At 41.6% G+C, this 17093-nt stretch carries 18 protein-coding genes; 2 read left to right on the top strand and 16 right to left on the bottom strand.

The genetic code is table 11. The features are described 5' to 3' along the window. Positions 1-36: 36 nt before the first annotated feature. The 10 genes from HFD85_RS10735 to hisG all read right to left on the bottom strand — a co-directional run bounded on the left by HFD85_RS10735 (position 37) and on the right by hisG (position 9297). On the bottom strand, positions 37-768 hold the full coding sequence (locus tag HFD85_RS10735) for a Crp/Fnr family transcriptional regulator (protein ID WP_167608913.1): 732 nt from the start codon (positions 766-768) through the stop codon (positions 37-39). Positions 769-1026: 258 nt separating this feature from the next. Next, positions 1027-1794, bottom strand: a complete 768-nt coding sequence (gene argB / locus HFD85_RS10730; RefSeq protein WP_167608910.1) for an acetylglutamate kinase — start codon at positions 1792-1794, stop codon at positions 1027-1029. Between the two features lie 14 nt (positions 1795-1808). Beyond that, on the bottom strand, positions 1809-2408 hold the full coding sequence (gene hisH, locus HFD85_RS10725) for an imidazole glycerol phosphate synthase subunit HisH (protein WP_167608907.1): 600 nt from the start codon (positions 2406-2408) through the stop codon (positions 1809-1811). Positions 2409-2523: 115 nt separating this feature from the next. After that, positions 2524-3072 carry a TlpA family protein disulfide reductase gene (locus tag HFD85_RS10720; protein WP_167608904.1) on the bottom strand — a complete coding sequence of 183 codons (549 nt, stop codon included), beginning with the start codon at positions 3070-3072 and terminating at the stop codon, positions 2524-2526. Between the two features lie 62 nt (positions 3073-3134). Next, on the bottom strand, positions 3135-4019 hold the full coding sequence (gene purU / locus HFD85_RS10715) for a formyltetrahydrofolate deformylase (protein WP_167608901.1): 885 nt from the start codon (positions 4017-4019) through the stop codon (positions 3135-3137). A gap of 18 nt (positions 4020-4037) precedes the next feature. Further along, entirely contained in the window at positions 4038-5159 is a 1122-nt protein-coding gene (gene hisB, locus HFD85_RS10710; protein WP_167608898.1) for a bifunctional histidinol-phosphatase/imidazoleglycerol-phosphate dehydratase HisB, read from the bottom strand. A gap of 1 nt (position 5160) precedes the next feature. After that, positions 5161-6192 (bottom strand): histidinol-phosphate transaminase, encoded by a 1032-nt coding sequence (gene hisC / locus HFD85_RS10705; protein ID WP_167608895.1) that lies wholly within the window; start codon positions 6190-6192, stop codon positions 5161-5163. 4 nt (positions 6193-6196) lie between these two features. Continuing rightward, positions 6197-7477 carry a histidinol dehydrogenase gene (hisD, locus tag HFD85_RS10700; RefSeq protein WP_167608892.1) on the bottom strand — a complete coding sequence of 427 codons (1281 nt, stop codon included), beginning with the start codon at positions 7475-7477 and terminating at the stop codon, positions 6197-6199. Continuing rightward, positions 7474-8415: a DMT family transporter gene (locus tag HFD85_RS10695; RefSeq protein ID WP_167608889.1), complete on the bottom strand. Its 942-nt coding sequence runs from the start codon at positions 8413-8415 to the stop codon at positions 7474-7476. The genes hisD and HFD85_RS10695 overlap by 4 nt, the downstream gene beginning before the upstream one ends. Positions 8416-8436: 21 nt before the next feature. After that, a complete protein-coding gene (gene hisG, locus HFD85_RS10690) occupies positions 8437-9297 on the bottom strand; it encodes an ATP phosphoribosyltransferase (RefSeq protein WP_167608886.1) in 861 nt (286 codons plus the stop codon). Positions 9298-9784: 487 nt separating this feature from the next. Here hisG and HFD85_RS10685 point away from each other — a divergent pair, with 487 nt between their 5' ends. After that, positions 9785-10891, top strand: a complete 1107-nt coding sequence (locus HFD85_RS10685) for a glycoside hydrolase family 88/105 protein (RefSeq protein WP_167608883.1) — start codon at positions 9785-9787, stop codon at positions 10889-10891. 689 nt (positions 10892-11580) lie between these two features. Here HFD85_RS10685 and HFD85_RS10680 read toward each other — a convergent pair. Both HFD85_RS10680 and HFD85_RS10675 read right to left on the bottom strand, forming a co-directional pair. Next, a complete protein-coding gene (locus HFD85_RS10680) occupies positions 11581-12471 on the bottom strand; it encodes a CPBP family intramembrane glutamic endopeptidase (protein WP_167608881.1) in 891 nt (296 codons plus the stop codon). Between the two features lie 62 nt (positions 12472-12533). Beyond that, positions 12534-12911, bottom strand: a complete 378-nt coding sequence (locus tag HFD85_RS10675) for a hypothetical protein (RefSeq protein WP_167608878.1) — start codon at positions 12909-12911, stop codon at positions 12534-12536. A 218-nt stretch (positions 12912-13129) separates the two neighbouring features. Between HFD85_RS10675 and HFD85_RS10670 the strand changes: the two genes are divergently transcribed. Further along, positions 13130-14233: a 6-bladed beta-propeller gene (locus tag HFD85_RS10670; RefSeq protein ID WP_167608875.1), complete on the top strand. Its 1104-nt coding sequence runs from the start codon at positions 13130-13132 to the stop codon at positions 14231-14233. Positions 14234-14297: 64 nt separating this feature from the next. On the opposite strand, the gene HFD85_RS10665 is transcribed toward HFD85_RS10670, so the two are convergent. From HFD85_RS10665 to HFD85_RS10650, 4 genes are all read right to left on the bottom strand, one after another. Then, entirely contained in the window at positions 14298-14672 is a 375-nt protein-coding gene (locus tag HFD85_RS10665; RefSeq protein WP_167608872.1) for a DUF2147 domain-containing protein, read from the bottom strand. A 105-nt stretch (positions 14673-14777) separates the two neighbouring features. After that, positions 14778-15599: a LytR/AlgR family response regulator transcription factor gene (locus HFD85_RS10660; protein WP_167608869.1), complete on the bottom strand. Its 822-nt coding sequence runs from the start codon at positions 15597-15599 to the stop codon at positions 14778-14780. A 109-nt stretch (positions 15600-15708) separates the two neighbouring features. Next, on the bottom strand, positions 15709-16065 hold the full coding sequence (locus HFD85_RS10655) for a hypothetical protein (protein ID WP_167608866.1): 357 nt from the start codon (positions 16063-16065) through the stop codon (positions 15709-15711). Between the two features lies 1 nt (position 16066). Beyond that, a complete protein-coding gene (locus HFD85_RS10650; protein WP_167608863.1) occupies positions 16067-16999 on the bottom strand; it encodes an NAD-dependent epimerase/dehydratase family protein in 933 nt (310 codons plus the stop codon). Between the last annotated feature and the right edge of the window lie 94 nt (positions 17000-17093).

Genomic DNA, 17093 nt, shown 5'->3' with positions numbered 1-17093 from the left:
TTGATATTAATTATTCTCAGCGTTGATATATGTCAATTATCCGTTTTTGCTGATGGAAATTAATGAACTTTCGTCTAGAATATTAATCGTATTTCCCTCAACATCAATAGCTTTTGATTCTTTGAACTGGTGAAGTATTCGTACAAAGCTTTCTTTTGTCATGTTCGACATTTCGGCTAATTCCTGGCGCGTAAGTGGCACTTCGAAGCTTGAAGCGTTGAAAATTTCTTTCTTTAAATACAGCAAAGTATCGGCTACCCGGCCGGGCATATATTTCTGTGTATGGTCGACCAGTTTTTTTAACAGGTAGTTATTTTGTTTGGTGTGGTTACGAAGCAATCGAACGGCAAAATCGCTGTTCTGTTCAAAGAGTTTTGTTAGCTTCGAGGAATCGATCAGGCAACATTGAACGTCGGTTAATGCGGCAATACTGAAATGTTGTACGCTTCCGTTAAAAAGCCCGCCACCCGTAATAAAATCACCGTTTTTACCAATTCTTACAATAACGTTTTTGCCATTTGTACTTTCTACATACAACTTTGCCAATCCTTGGCGGATACAAATTACGGTTGTTGAGGCGGTGTTTTGCTTAATAATAGTTTCCCCAACATTATAGTGAATTTGCTTTTTTTCGTCTACCAGGAACTCAATTTCTTCCATAGTCAGCGGGGCAAAAATGTTGTCTTTATGTGTATCTATACACGATTTACAACATCCTTCGTCAATCTTATTACAATTATCACATGCCCTGGTAATGACTTTAGCCATAGTAAACTGTTGTTGTCTAATTAGTTAATGTCTGTAATGTAACGCTTTTAAACTGTTCTGTTCTTAATCAATTCGTTGCTCAACTTAATAAATTATTTTAAGACCAAAAAACATGATCAACATTATTTTGGAAACGAACGAATGACCGAAATAGTAAGCTCTTGAAAAATTTTACACTGTGTGTAACAAGATTAAACGAAAAGAAATATTGGTTTCTTAACGGTGCTTTTAAAAAACAGGGGGGATTGGTAATGTGCATTAAATCAGTCGTGTACCTCTGCCTGTGCTGATGTTTTCTGCATTAGTGATCAAAACTTCTTTAACTCCCTTTTGTTTGGCTCTGAATCCATTGTCCAATTTTGGGATCATACCTTCACTAATCACACCTTCATTTGCATATTCTCTGAACTGCTGGGCAGACAATTCATAAATAATGCTTTGTTCGTCGGCAGGATTTTTTAGAACTCCTTTTTTCTCGAAACAATAAAAGAGGTATACATTAAAGTAATTAGCCAGTTCAGTGGCCAGTTCTGAAGCAATGGTATCGGCATTGGTATTTAAAAGCTGGCCTTTGCCATCGTGGGTAAGTGGTGCAACCACCGGAACTACATTTTCGTTGATGAGCAGACGTAATTCAGAAACATTCACGTCGTCCACATCGCCAACAAAACCATAGTCAATATCTTTTACAGGGCGTTTGTGGGCTTCAATCAAGTTGAAATCGGCACCGGTTAATCCAATTGCATTCATTCCGCGGGCCTGCAACCCGGCTACAATTTTTTTATTCACCAATCCGCCATAAACCATTGTAACCACTTCCAGCATTTCGGCGCTGGTAATTCTCCGTCCTTCAACCATTTGAGTTTCGATACCCAGGTTTTCAGCAATCAATGTAGCTGTTCGTCCACCTCCGTGAACCAGTAACTTGTTTCCTGAGATTTTTTTGAATTGATCGAGTAAGGCGTTCAGCGATCCGTCTTCTTCAACGACTTTGCCGCCTACTTTTATTACCGTGAGTCTATCCATACTTCAATTTACGACTAAATTTTCAAAAAATTGTCCAGAATTCTTGCCCCAATGGTTCCGCTTTTTTCGGGGTGAAATTGTGTGGCGTAAAAGTTATCCTTGTGCAATGCAGCACTAAAAGGATTGATGTAATTACAGGTTGCGATGGTGTGCTCGCTTTTTTCGGCATAATACGAATGCACAAAATAAACGTACTCACTTTCAGAAATACCTTCGAAAATATCACTTTTTAAATCAGTAATAGCGTTCCAACCCATGTGCGGAACTTTTGTGATAAACTCTTCTCCCGGATTTGGGATAAAGCGTTTAACCTTTTCATCGAAAATCCCAAGGCACTCCGTGTCGTTTTCTTCGGAATGCGAGCACATTAGTTGCAGACCCAGACAAATACCAAGCACCGGCTGTTTTAAAGAAACAATAAGCTCGTCGAGCTTGTTTTTGCGTAAATAGGCCATGGTTGTGCTGGCTTCGCCTACGCCGGGGAAAATTACCTTGTCTGCGGCTCTGATTTTGTCGTGATCGGCAGTTATTTCTGCATTTACACCCAGACGGTTCAACGCATTGTTCACCGATTCAATATTTCCTGCGTTATATTTTATAATGACGATATTCATCGCTGTAGTTTAACGTTTAGAGTTTAGTGTTCAGAGCCCGCCTGAACGATTTCATTCGGGCAGGTTCAGAGTTTGCAAATACAGGATCCTGTATTCAATATCGAATATCCAGTAATTAGTTCGCAAGTAAATAATCAATTACATCCACCATTTCCTTGAACTCATCCTCTTTATAAAGACGGGTCATGTAAACGATCTTGCCTGTTTTATCAACTATAACATTTCGAGTTACTCCGGCACCCTTGGCTGCAAAGGTGTAAAATATATTAGCACCCGGATCAAGAGCCAGCGGGTAAGTTACTTTTATATCCTCTTTAAATTTTTTCACTTTATCGAGCGGCTCGTCCATGTCTACACCAATCAGCGCAAAATCTTTATTGTCTTTGTGTTTTTGCCAGATTTGTGATTCAATGTGCGGCATTTCCTTGCGACAAACCGAACACCAGCTGGCCGTAAACTGCAACATTACTACTTTACCTTTCAGGTCGGCAGTAGTAATTTTGGTGCCGTCGGTTAGTTCCATTGAAATGTCAGGCAACTGTTGACCAATTTTTACAATATATCCGTAATCTTCGGGTATTTCTTTTTGTGGAATTTTTGAAATTTGAGCAAAACTTGACATGGCGATGAGGGTTAAAAGGATTACTACGAGAAGTTTGTTCATGTTATGTTTTTTTATTGACGACTCCTGTATGCTGGTGTCATTGTCTATATAATTCTTTATAATCAGTTAAATACAACCGTTCGGTTGTTGTACACCAATACTTTTCGTTGAAGGTGTTTGTACACTGCCTGCGAAAGTACAATTTTTTCAAGGTCGCGACCCTTTCTAATCAATTTTTCGATAGTATCTACATGGCTGCAACGCGTCACATCCTGTTCTATTATCGGGCCGGCATCCAGATCGCTGGTAACGTAATGGCTGGTAGCTCCGATAATTTTCACACCGCGTTCGTGTGCTGCATGATAAGGTTTGGCTCCTGCAAACGCCGGAAGAAACGAATGATGAATGTTGATGATCTTATTCGGAAACTGCTTTACGAAGTCGGCAGAAAGAATCTGCATGTAACGGGCCAGCACCATGAAATCGATATTTTTCTCTTTCAATAGCCGTATTTCGGCTGCCTCCTGTTCTTCCTTGTTTTCTTTGTTAATCGGGAAATGGTAAAAGTCGATTCCAAAGCGTTCTGCCACGGGTTGCAGTTTTTCGTGGTTACTAATTATCAACGGAATTTCCACATCCCACTCGCCGGCGGTGTAACGTGCCAGAATGTCGAACAAACAATGCGGCATTTTCGAAACAAACAGCGCCATTCGCGGCACAGAATCCGAAAAATAGATCTTCCAGTTCATTTGCAGCGGTGTGCCGATGAGCGTATCGAAATACTCGCCGATTTTATCTGAAGGAATTGCAAAGTTCTCCAATTCCCATTCAACCCGCATGTAAAAAATCTTTTCCTGACGGTCGACATGCTGGTCGAGGTAAAGAATATTGCCACGATTTTTATTCAAAAATTCAGTTACCGTGGCCAGAATCCCCTGCCGGTCGGGACAGTGGATCAGCAGCATGGCTGTATTTTTCTTCTCGCGAAGTGGTTTTATTGTTTTCATTCGATAAATGATCGGTTATTAAAGTTTTCCTTTTGTTGAAGGCAGTTCGAAATTAAAAACATCGCGCCGAATGGCAAATTTTATTGCCTTGGCCACTGCTTTGAAAATGGCTTCTATTTTATGGTGTTCGTTGGTGCCTTCAGCTTTAATATTCAGGTTGCACAGCGCTGCGTCGGAAAATGATTTAAAGAAGTGCATAAACATTTCGGTAGGCATGTCTCCAACTTTTTCACGCTTAAAATCAGCTTCCCAAACCAGCCACGGACGGCCACCAAAATCGATGGCAGCCAATGCCAGACAATCGTCCATCGGAAGGCAAAATCCGTAGCGTTCCATACCCAGTTTATTCCCAACAGCGATTTTGAACGCTTCGCCAAGTGCCAGACCTGTATCTTCAATCGTGTGGTGTTCATCCACTTCCAGGTCGCCTTCTACTTTTATCGTGACATCAACACCCGAGTGACGACCAATCTGGTGTAGCATGTGATCGAAAAAGCCGAGTCCTGTGGAAATGTCGCAAACTCCCGATCCATCCAAATTTAGCTCCACGCTGATTTTAGTCTCTTTTGTATCGCGCTGAACTTTGGCAGTTCTGTCGGGCGCAGCAATGCGTGCATAAATATCATCCCAGTCATCTGAGATTAGCGCGCACGTAGCTTCCAGATCAAGAGTTTTAAGTTCATCCGCCAAATCTCCGTTATTGATGAGAATACCTTTGGCGCCCAGGTTTTTCGCCAGTTGAATATCAGTAAGACGGTCACCGATGACGTAGCTGTTGGCCAGGTCGTAGTCGCCTTCCAGGTATTTTGTCAGCATTCCCGTAGCAGGCTTGCGGGTACTTGAATTGTCGTGCGGAAAATGACGATCGATACAAATATCATCGAAAGTAACACCTTCGTTCTCAAAAGCTTTCAGAATGAAATTATGCACCGGCCAGAAAGTATCTTCCGGAAACGAATCGGTTCCCAATCCATCCTGGTTGGTTACCATCACCAGTTCATAATCCAGGTTTTTCCGGATGTTGTACATATTCCGGAATACACCGGGCAAAAACTCCAGCTTTTCAAAGGCATCGATTTGTTCGTCTTCCGTTTCGTGATTCAGTGTTCCGTCGCGGTCGATGAATAGTACTTTCTTCATGTTATATCAAATTTTTCAAAGTCGTGAGTAAGGTTATATTTTCTTCTTTCGAACCAACCGTAATACGCAGGCTGTCGTCGCACAAATGTACTTTGGAGCGGTCGCGTACAATAATTCCCTCTTCCACAAGGTATTCATAAATTCCCCGTGCATCGTACATTCTTACCAACAGGAAGTTAGCATCCGAAGGGTAAACTTCAACTACAAACGGCAGTTTTTGCAATTCTGTGGTCATTTCATCCCGCTCTGCAATCAGCAGTTTCACCCAATCAATCACCTGCTCGTGTTGGTCGAGCAATTCGAGCGCTTTTTGCTGCGTTAGTATATTCAGGTTATACGGGTATTTAATTTTATTCAGAATGCCAATGATTTGGACTGATGCAAAAGCCATTCCCAAACGTATTCCGGCCATTCCCCAGGCTTTTGAAAATGTTTGCAGCACTACCAGGTTGTCGAAACTACCAAGTTCCGGAAGTAAGGATTTACCCGGGGCAAAATCGATATAAGCTTCATCAACGATTAGCAAACCTTTGAAAGTTTCGACTATTTTCAACATGTCCTCTTTGTTCAGGCTGTTTCCTGTTGGATTGTTGGGAGAGCATAAAAATATGAGTTTGGTATTTTCGTCAGTTGCTGCCAATAACGCAGTTGTATCCAGTTGAAATTCCGAAGTGAGTGAAACTTTCCTGATTTCCACGCCCGAAATATCAGCGGCCACCTGGTACATCCCGTAAGTTGGATTCATGGTGACGATATTGTCTTTTCCCGGTTCGCAAAACGCACGGATCAGCAAATCGATAGGTTCGTCGCTGCCATTGCCCAGAAATATCGTGTTTGAATCGACTTTTTTCAAGTCAGCGATTTTTTCCTTTAATGCTCTCTGCAGCGGATCAGGGTAACGGTTATAAGGCTGGTTAAACGGATTCTCATTGGCATCGAGAAATACCATGGCCTCTCCGGTGTACTCATCGCGAGCCGAAGAGTAGGGCTTTAAATCCTGTATGTTTTTTCTGAGTAGTTGATTAATATCCATCTTTTTAGATCTCCTTCAAACGTAAAGTTACTGCATTTTTGTGGGCATCAAGTTGTTCGGCAGCTGCCATAGTTTCAATGGCCGGTCCAATATTTTTGATCCCTTCTTTTGTGATTTCCTGGTACGTGATCTTTCTGATAAAACTATCGAGATTAACACCGCTGTAGGAACGTGCCCAACCGTTTGTTGGTAAAGTGTGGTTGGTTCCCGAGGCGTAATCGCCGGCACTTTCAGGTGTGTATTCACCCAGGAAAACTGAGCCTGCATTTACCACTTTTTCTGCTATCTCGGTATAGTTTTTTGTGTTGATGATCAAATGTTCCGGTGCGTATTCGTTGATCAGTTTTACCTGCGAGTCCAGATCTTCCAAAACAATAAATACGCTGTTGGAAAGGGCTCTTGAAGCCAGCTCCATTCGGGGAAGATCGGGTAGCTGAGCCTCAATCTGAGTCAGCACTTTTTCAACCGTTTCCTGCGAGTCGGCTACCAACACAACCTGACTATCGGCACCGTGCTCAGCCTGAGAAAGCAAATCGGAAGCCACAAAAGCCGGATTAGAACTTGCATCAGCAACAACAAGTACCTCCGAAGGACCGGCGGGCATGTCGATCGACACATCGTTCATGCTCACCAACTGTTTGGCAGCGGTTACAAACTGATTTCCGGGGCCAAATATTTTGTAGGTTTTCGGAACACTTTCTGTTCCGTAAGCCATTGCCCCGATGGCCTGAACACCTCCAAGTTTATACACCTGTGTTACTCCGGCCAGTTTAGCGGCATATAAAATTGCCGGGTGTATTTTCCCTTCCTTGTTGGGAGGCGAGCACAATACAATTTCGTTACATCCCGCAATTTTAGCAGGTAAAGCCAGCATCAAAACCGTAGAAAACAGTGGAGCAGTTCCTCCCGGAATGTACAGACCTACTTTTTCGATGGCTACCGCTTTTTGCCAGCAGGTAACACCTGGAGTGGTTTCCAGTTTTTTTATCTCCGGTTTTTGTGCTGCGTGAAAAGCTTCGATGTTTTTAGCTGCCAGTTTGATGGCACTTTTCAGGCTGTCATCAACTACATTTTCCGCTTCTGCTAATTCAGCTTCTGAAACCTGAAAAACTTCTAACTCAGTACCATCGAATTTTGCCGTAAAACGACGTAGCGCCTGATCTCCTTCGCGGCGGATTTCGTTCAGAATCTCCTGTACTTTTCCATACAGTTCAGAAACATCGAACATCGGACGTTTCAGGATTTCCGGCCAGCTGCTTTCCGGTGGATTTATATACGTTTTCATATTTTATTCAATTTAGAAATAGATGGAGTAGCTGCAGTGTTTCGCACAACTGCTTGCTTTTTACTTTTGAATCGTAACGCGAGAACATTCCCTGAAAATAGCAAAACTATCCCCAGAAAGGCGGATATATTCCAGCTGTAACCTTCAAAAACAGTAGAAATTATCAAAGCGATTGCAGGTGTTATCAGCGCAATGTACACAACTCTGTCGGGACCGATTTCTCCCAACAATTTTAAATAGGTTGAAAATGCAATGATAGAACCAAATACCGACAAATAAACCAAGGATGAAGTATAACTAACAGAACCTTCGAACGAAATGGGTTTTTGGAGAAGGAGAACAAGCATGAACATTGCCAATCCGCCGTACAGCATACCAAAGCCGTTTGCCTGAAGCACAGGAATGCTTTTTCGTTGTTTATACGCCGATAAAATATTGCCCAGCGATGCTGATATCAAACCTCCGAGACAAAACAACAAAACAATGACATTTTCTTTTTCGATGTGGAAAGAATCCAGCTCGTTATAGAAGAGCAGGGCCGTCCCCGATATTCCCAAAATGGCTGCAATTACAACATCCGTTTTTATTTTCCCTTTCAGCAGTATGGCGTTAAAGAAAATGTTGAAGAATATAATCAACGAAAAGATTACAGCTACAACACCGCTGGTCAACTTTGTTTCTGCCTGGTATACAAACCAGTAGTTGATGCCGAATAAGCTCAGGCCAAGCAAAGCCATGAGCAGGTGCTCGCGAACATTAAAGCGCATTCGTTTTCCGGTAGCCAGACAAAAGGTAATTAAAAGCAGGCCTGCCAGTATAAAACGATAAGCCACCGAAAGTAAAGGATCGACCACGCCAAGTTGAAATTTTATGGCATACCATGTTGATCCCCAGATGAGTGCCGGTATCGCAAACAGGATGTATTGTCTTGTTGTCACTTCTTATTTATTAGCTTGAATTTAGAAAATCATCTTTTCAATTGGCACTACCAAAATACCTTCAGCGCCAGCCTTTTTTAGGCGTCCGATCACTTCCCAGAAATCGTCTTCCGAAATTACCGAGTGCATCGAACTCCATCCTTCCTTAGCCAACGGAACCAGCGTAGGAGCTTTCATACCAGGTAGCAAGGCAGTTATTTCATCAATTTTTTCATTCGGAACATTCAGAAGAATGTACTTTTTACCTTCGGCTCGCTGAACCGATTCAATGCGGAAAATCAACTCATCAAGGATTTCCTTTTTTTCTGGCGAAAGTTTCGGATTTGAGATCAGAACAGCTTCCGATTTCATTACCACTTCCACTTCTTTTAAACGGTTACTTACCAATGTTGATCCCGAACTCACAATATCGAAAATGGCGTCGGCCAGCCCGATTCCAGGAGCAATTTCAACCGAACCTGTAATTACGTGTATTTCAGCATTGATGTTATTTTCTTTTAAGAACTTCTTTAGAATAACAGGGTAGGAGGTAGCGATTTTTTTGCCGTTAAAAAACTCGAGGCCGGGATAGTCGATCGACTTAGGAATTGCCAGCGATAAGCGGCATTTACTAAAGCCGAGCCGTTTTACCACTACCACATTTTCATCTTTTTCGAGCATTTCGTTTTCGCCAACAACACCGATGTCGGCAACACCATCGGCAACGGTTTGCGGAATGTCGTCATCGCGCAGGAACAAGGCATCCATCGGGAAGTTTTTAGCTTCCGAAACCAGGGTGCGTTTCCCCAGGCTAAGTCCAATGCCTGCTTCGTTGATGAGGTTCATTGAGTCTTCGTTTAACCTTCCTTTTGTTTGAATAGCAATTTTAATTTTGTTTTCCATCTTTTATTGTTGTTACCTTAGTTAAAATCTTATTTGTACCCCCTGTTCTCGCCTTCAGCTCCGTCGAGCGGAGCTTCCGGCTCAAACTGTCCCCCTAATTTAGGGGGACAATTGAGGAAAGTGGCACGGCTCGACCGGGCCATTTCCGAAATGGGGGGTAAATATTCTTAAAGAACGTACAAAAACAAAAAAAGGCTTACCTACTGGCAAGCCTCTGTTTAAATATCGTTATGAACGGACAAAATAATTACAGCCTACCAGTTGGTTGGTTTATCCCATGATGGCCGTGATGTCCTGTTCTTGTTATCATTTTGTATTCTTTGCCACAATTATAATTATAAATTTGAATTGAACCATCGATTCAGGCATTAATTTATTATTTAACAATTTTAATTTTACATTGGAACGTCAGATTTCGATTTCAGATTCTTGTAATATTCTTGCACACTTCGCGGGGATGTCTATTTTTGCATCAAAATGAAAACTGATGAGAAAAATTAATCTGACTTTTTTGATCTTATTACTGATCACTGCAACGGTGTCGGCCGGAGATAAAAATACCGATAAACTTTTCAAGGATAAATACATTAAAAAAACGATGAAACGGGCGCTCGACTGGCAGTTGGAGCATCCGAAACATCAATTATACGACTGGACCAACGGGGCTTTCTATGCCGGTGTTTTTGCGGCGTATGAAACATTGGACTCTAAAAAAGTGTGGGATGCCATGTACGAAATGGGTGAGGCCAACAACTGGAAACCCGGTCCGCGTTTACATCATGCCGACGATCATGCCATTTGCCAGACATATATTGATATGTACCGGGTTTCGGGCGACAAGAAAATGATTGAACCGTTTGAGGAAACCATGAAGAAATTTGTGGCTACACCTTATGAAGCCGAAGGAATTCACGAGAAAACATGGTGGTGGTGCGACGCGCTGTTTATGGCTCCGCCTGCCTTTGTTAAACTGGGCATTACTTTAAACGACGATAATTACCTAAAATTAAGCGATAAACTCTGGAAAGAAACTTATGATCTGCTTTGGGACAAAGAACATCATTTGTATGCCCGCGACATGAGTTATTTGTGGAATACACCGGGAATTAAAGAGCGAAAAGAAGCGAATGGTAAAAAAATATTCTGGTCGCGTGGAAACGGCTGGGTAATGGGAGGTTTGGTTCGTGTATTGCAGGAACTGCCAACCGATTACGCTAATCGTGATTTCTATATCCGGAATTTCAAAGAAATGGCTGCTGCAATTGTTTCACTACAGCAGGAAGATGGCTTGTGGCGTTCAAGTTTGCTCGATCCGGAATTGTACCCTGGCGGCGAAGCCAGCGGATCGGGATTTTATACTTACGCTTTGGCATGGGGAATCAACAACGGGATTCTGGATAAGGACACATATTTGCCGGCCGTTAAAAAAGCCTGGATCGGTTTGAATGGTCTTATTCAGTCGGATGGTCATGTTGGTTGGTGTCAGCCAATCGGACAGGATCCTAAAAAGAATTTTGGCCCCGAAAGCTGGGAAGTATACGGAACAGGTGCTTTTCTGCTGGCAGGCAGCGAAGTAATCAAACTTCAGGATTAATACTTTAAAAAATATAATGGTGAAAAGGCTCTGATACAGAGCCTTTTTATTGGAATAAACTGTTCTGTTCGCATCAATACCCATCCTCTTATCCTTCCCAGCAAGCAACTACCCTTTATACTCAAATACAAGGAATGAGTGATTTTGATCAGCACCAGAAATTCGGCACATTATGTTGTACCGTTTCAATGTTTTGTTGCAGTTGCGCCGATTTTGTAGGATCGTTAACCCCGGGCGACTTTCTCCCAATGTCTCGGGATCATTCTGCCCGGGGCTGAATGATTAAGGACTTTCAGTCCTGTAAATGGGCAAAACTTGCCTTCGGAAATTCGTTATAAACAAAAAATAAGCACTGAAAGTGCGTTGTATTTTAGCCCGGGCCAAAGTAATTCAACGAATTACGGCGGCCTGGGTTAAAGGAGCATGATGTAACTCGTCCGGCGACGAAGGCTGATCGAAGCATAACGACTGTTCCGGACGAATATGGAGCAGAACCTCAAAAATATGTTTATAAAGCGTAGCTGCAAGCAAGGAAGGACGATTGACAGGTGGTTCAGAGCAGATACAAATCAATTATTTTACTGTTGGTAATATTTGTGGAGGCTAATCGTGTTTCCCTTCTGAGAATGGAGATCCGCCCGGATTAATATATCGGATGTGGACAGGAGAGAGGGTAAAGTCATAAATGTTTATTGCCCCACATTTTTGTTATTCTTTCGCAAGTAAAATTCAAAGTAAATAATCAGCAGGATTAAAAGTCCGGTCATGATTGCTGAGCCTTCAAAACCAAAACTTCCGCCGGTGATCCATTCTTTTCCAATTGGGTTTTGCTGAATGATCGATTGCAAATTATTGTTGCCGCTAACATTCGACCCAAAAACCGGACCCTGGAAAAAGTTCCAGGTAAAATGCAACGAAATACTATACCATAATCTTTTGGTATGAATGTAATACTGTCCCAGAATTATGCCTGCCAAAAATATGTTGGTAATGGGAAACAACGAAAAATCGTTGGTTGAGAAATGCACAAACGAAAACAAGAGGGCGAAAATACAGAGCACTACATATTTGTTGGCCAGCTTCATTGTTGTTCCCAGTAAATAGCCCCGAAACAACAGTTCTTCGTTTACGCCGACAAGCAGGTAAAGCAATATATGAAAGAAAAAGAATTGCCTTGAAAATTGAATACCTGTGACTTCAATCTGGTTTGTGTACAGTAAAGCAAGAAATATTATCCCAATCAGAAAGATACCGGTTAAGAAGCCTTGCAGCAGTTCTTTACCGGTTGCAGCTGTTTGCTGAAATCCGATGGTATTAAACGGGTTTTTATAGATTTTTACCCAATAGATAAAAACAACGGCAAGAACAGCCAGCACCTGAGAGGTAACTTCAGACAATTGCCAGGTCATTGGATAGTCGCGGTCGAGTGCTGCTATGTCCAGCAATTCATGATTGGTGACAAGCGCAAGAATTGCCCCGAATGCTAATTGCAACAGAACCAGAATTATCAGAAAAACTGGAATGGCCGAAAGAATGATCAGCCAGTTTTTGATTTTAGCTTTTGTGCTTAGCGCTTCCATACAAAATTGAAAATGAAGTTTATTTCTATAAAAAGAGGCACCTGTAAGGGTGCCTCAAATTGCTATTCTTTTACTATTTTTTCAGCTTTAATCTTTTTAGGGCCTTCAGGAGTACTGACAGTTCCATCGAGTTTGTTGCCGTTGATTTTGGCTTTTATCGAAACATAGTCGTTTTCTACATATAAGCCGAATTTTAATTCTCCTTCTACAAAACTTACATTCTGAAGTTCGATTTTGTCGTTCTGGTTTAGCAGCACTTTTCCGAGTAGTTTGCCTTCGGTTCTGTAAAATACCAGGGTGCCGGCTTCGTAACCGTATGGTGCAGCCTCAACTTCGTATTTCCATTCACCCAAAACATCATCCGAATTATTTGGATTCAGGGCAACAGCAGGTCCGATCAGTAAGGCGATCAGAAAAGATAAGATGATCAGTTTTTTCATTCCAGTTGTTTTAATTGAGTTTTAATTTGATAAGACATATTCGTCTTGCTCAAAATTGGATTGCTTTTGCAACATTTCCAAATTTAAGCCAAAAATTTTTAGCATAATATTTTCCGAAATGTGTTCAACACATTAACGTTTGTTAAATCATTTGTACAGAGGCATGGTTTTTGAACAAATGTAGTTTTCTTTGTCGATCATTTTTTTGAACTTATTATATGAAATTGAAAAACAGTGTTTTACTGCTTATTCTGCCTTTGATGTTTGCCTGTTCGAAACAGGTGCCGGATAATCAACTCCAGGTAATTAATTTAAAGGAATCTGACGATATCCTGCCGATTTCGAGTTTTGCCAGCAAAGTAGATTACCTCGAATTGAAGGTTTCGGAAGCTAAACTGAGTATTGGCGAGGTGGAAGCGGTGAAAATAATTGACGATCACCTGGTTGTCTTAAATCGCATGTCGGGAAAAAGCAGTTTCTGGCGCTTTACTAAAAACGGTGAATTTGTAATTGAACTGGTAGGCGACAAAACACCGAAAATCAAAAACCCATATGACATTATCAGTTATAAGAATGGTTTTGCAGTGCTCGCCGACAATGGAATACACACCATTTCATTAAACGGAAAATATGAACAGCACCTGGTTCGGGCTAAGGCTCCGGGAACAACGTTCTTTTTTGCCAACGGCATTTTTCATGTGGTTAACGAAAGCAGCCTGGGGCAGCCTGTGCTTGTTTTTCCTGAGAAAGACAATAAATCGACTGCAATAAATTTGTCTGAAAAGGTACAGCGAATGACTTATGCCGAAGTTGAAACTGTTGGGAAGGACGCGATCCACTTTTATTCGGTACTGAACGATACCGTGTTTGCCTTCGAAAACGGTAAAAACACTCCGCGATATATTTTAAACAGCGACGATTTACCAACTTTTGCACAATTATGCGATAGTATCGGTGATAAAAACGATACGGAAACACTGCGTTATTTGCGTGAAAATGAGCATGTAATCGTGCGGAATTACCTGGAAAGTGACCAGCACGTTTTTCTTACATACTGGGTAGGATCGAACTCTACAACGGCTATTTTCAACAAGAAAGATGGATCAGTACGCTATTTCGGACACGGAATTAACGATATCGACGGAGGTGTTTGGGATAAAGTGCTTTGTATATCAAATAAAGATGAATTGTATATTCCGATTACAGCCGGCAAAGTTGGAGGTCATAAAATATCGAATAAAAAGGAAAAGCATTTTGCAGAACTTCAATCGAAAATTGCGGCCAGCGGAAACCCGGTAATTATGCGCTGTAAGTTGCGCTAGTTAGGTGCAACAAAAAAGCAGGATGTCTGTATTCCACCCTGCTTTTTATCCTGAATTGATTCACTTATTTTATTTTCTCGGCGGTTAATTTCATAGTGCCTTCGGAACTGTTAACCGTACCTGCCATTTTTTTACCATCGATGGTTGAAGTAACACTCACGTATTCGTAATCGACATACAAACCGAATTTTAATGTGTTGTCGGTAAAAGTTACCTTTTTTAACTCCATTTTGTAGCCACCATCCAGTTTGACTTCACCGGTCAGTTCTCCGTCTTTTTCAGAGATTACAACCACGCCTTTTTCATAGCCGTAAGGAGCAGTAGGTACTTGGTATTTCCATTCGCCTACAACTGTTTTATTATTATTTGCAGCCATTAAGGTATTTGCCGATCCTGCCAGCAAAGCCATCATAAAAACAAAAATCAAAAGTTTCTTCATCGCTTTAAATTTTAAAAGTTTAATTGCTAACAAATGTGTTGTAAGAATTTTTCTTCTCAAAAAAAATGGGACAATACGGCGTATTTGGGGATAAATGAAACCCTGTCAGGATAAAAAGCTTAAAAACCGGGATGAGTATTTTTCGGAAACAGGTATAATTTTATCGGCGTGCTGCATACGAATCAGAATTTTCTTTCCTTTTTTCTCCACGAATTCAATATTCCGGCTGTTCACGATAAACGAGCGGTGGCAGCGAATGAAACCCCTTTTATCGAGTTCGCTTTCAAAGTTCTTTAAGGAATTCCGGATGAGGGTACGTTGTTCCTTGCCATCGGCCAGGTAATACACACTTACGTAGTTATCGGTCGACTCAAGCAGAATAACATGATCAGCAGGTGCCGAGAACCTGATTTTTTCGTATTCGTCTTTAAACGAAATCAGCCCGCTTGCTTCGTTTTTGGTGTCCTTTAGTTCTTTTAATTCCGAACGCTGGGTTTTGTAATAGATAATAAGCAATGCCACGGAATAGGGGAGTGCGATTCCCAAAAACGTATATCGAAGCGAGAAAAAGAAGTCGTTTACGAAATTTCCGACCGGGTTGCCATACAGGAAAATATAAACAAGGCTGGTAGTTGAAATTTCGAGCACGAACCAAAGTGCAAAAGTTTTTATACTGAATGCCTGAACACCAATAAACTTGCGTAAAGGGAACTGGCTAAACAGCAAAACGATTGCAACCACAAAACCATAGCTCGACAATCGCAGGAATTGGATGAGGGCCGAATCGGAAAACCATCGGTTTATATTGAAGGGAACAAAAAGGTTGATAAACAAAACACTAAAGGCAAAACAAAAAAGAATAAGAAAGTAACGATCTTTTTTACTATCGAGTAGCGGAAATGATTTGTTCAGAAATGTTAAGTTCATAGCTGGAATACTGGCCCTGCAATGTTAAACAATTTAGCTGTTCATGCAATGTTTATCGCCAATTTCTGTGAGTATTTTTGTGTGTTTTCTCTGAATTCCGGCGTTCGTTTTAAATATCTTCCTTCCGGACCAAAACAAATTTGTTGTTCTCGAGTTCGGAATAGCCCTGATCGTAAACAAAGTAGTACACCCTGCCACTTTTGGTGATGTACGTGTTGGTGAAATAGTCGAAACTAAATCCCTGTTTTTCCATTGCACTTCGGTAGGTAGTTGTTTTATCATCCGGATTTAGTTCTTTAAGAATGGCATGATTCTTTTTAAGCAACCGGTTGATCTTTCGCACGTAATTCGATGCCCGGCCCAGCTTTTTATTGTTGTAGGCGTTGCGGCACAGGTCGTTGCAGAATTTCTGATCGGCCCGTCCTTTTAACGGTTCGCCACATTCGAGGCAGGTTCGTTGTTCCATGTTATTCTGAATAATCGATTTCAATAATCTCTTTCATTCCTTGCTCGTAAGAGATAGGTGTAAATTGAAATGCCTGTTCGAACTTATCAGAGTTAAATACATAGTCGCGGTCGTACTGATACAGCATTTCAGGCATTTCGCGCATAATCGGAATAAAAATGCCGATGAGCCTAAGCATGAATTTCGAGGCTTCCCTGAATTTTGGTTTCACGCCCAAGGCCTTTGCACTTTTTTCAATCCATTCTTTTCCTGTGGGCGGATTTCCGGCGGTTGGCAAATGCCAAACCTGGTTAAAAGCCGACTCGGTATTCCCCAGAATGGCTGTGGCCTTTCCAGCATCAGGCGTGTAAGTAAACGAATGTTTGTAATTGGCTTTTCCCATCCAATTGGCCGTTTTGCCTTCGCTCAGAGGTTTCAAAACGGTTTCGGTAAACATGCTGGTATTTGCAATTCCCGGTCCGTAAAAATCGGCTGCGCGAGCAATCAATGCGGTAAGTTTGCCTTGTTTCACTTCATGCATGATCATTTTTACCAGTTCAGCCCTTACCTTACCTTTTTTACTTGGCGGATTGATAGGCGTTTCTTCTGTCATCCCGTTCAGGTAATTTTGATCGTACATATAAATGTTGTCGAAGAATACCAGTTTCGCTTTGTGTTTTTTACAGGCGTCGATGACGGAGCGCATAAATGGCGGCCAGTTAGCTTTCCAGAATTTGTAACTGTACGGAAAGCCAATCGTTACGTAAACCACTGATGATGCTTCCACTGCTTTATCCACCTCGTTTGTGTTAAGCAGATCTGCTTTTACCAACTCATCTGTTTCGTTTACTTTTTTCGGATTGCGGCTCACCAGCCTGATCTTATCAGTATATTCCGGCAGAGCTTTTGCCAGCTCAACGCCTATTACTCCTCCTGCTCCTAAAATTGTTTGCATTTGTTCTGTTTTTTATCGATTTATTAATGGTTGGTGTAAGTTTCATAGCGGATTTATGTGCGGTTATCCATCCGAAAAGAACCCTTAATTGGAC

Source organism: Maribellus sediminis (assembly GCF_011799805.1).
Lineage (GTDB): Bacteria > Bacteroidota > Bacteroidia > Bacteroidales > Prolixibacteraceae > Draconibacterium > Draconibacterium sediminis_A.
This window is presented reverse-complemented; position numbering and strand designations above follow the sequence as displayed.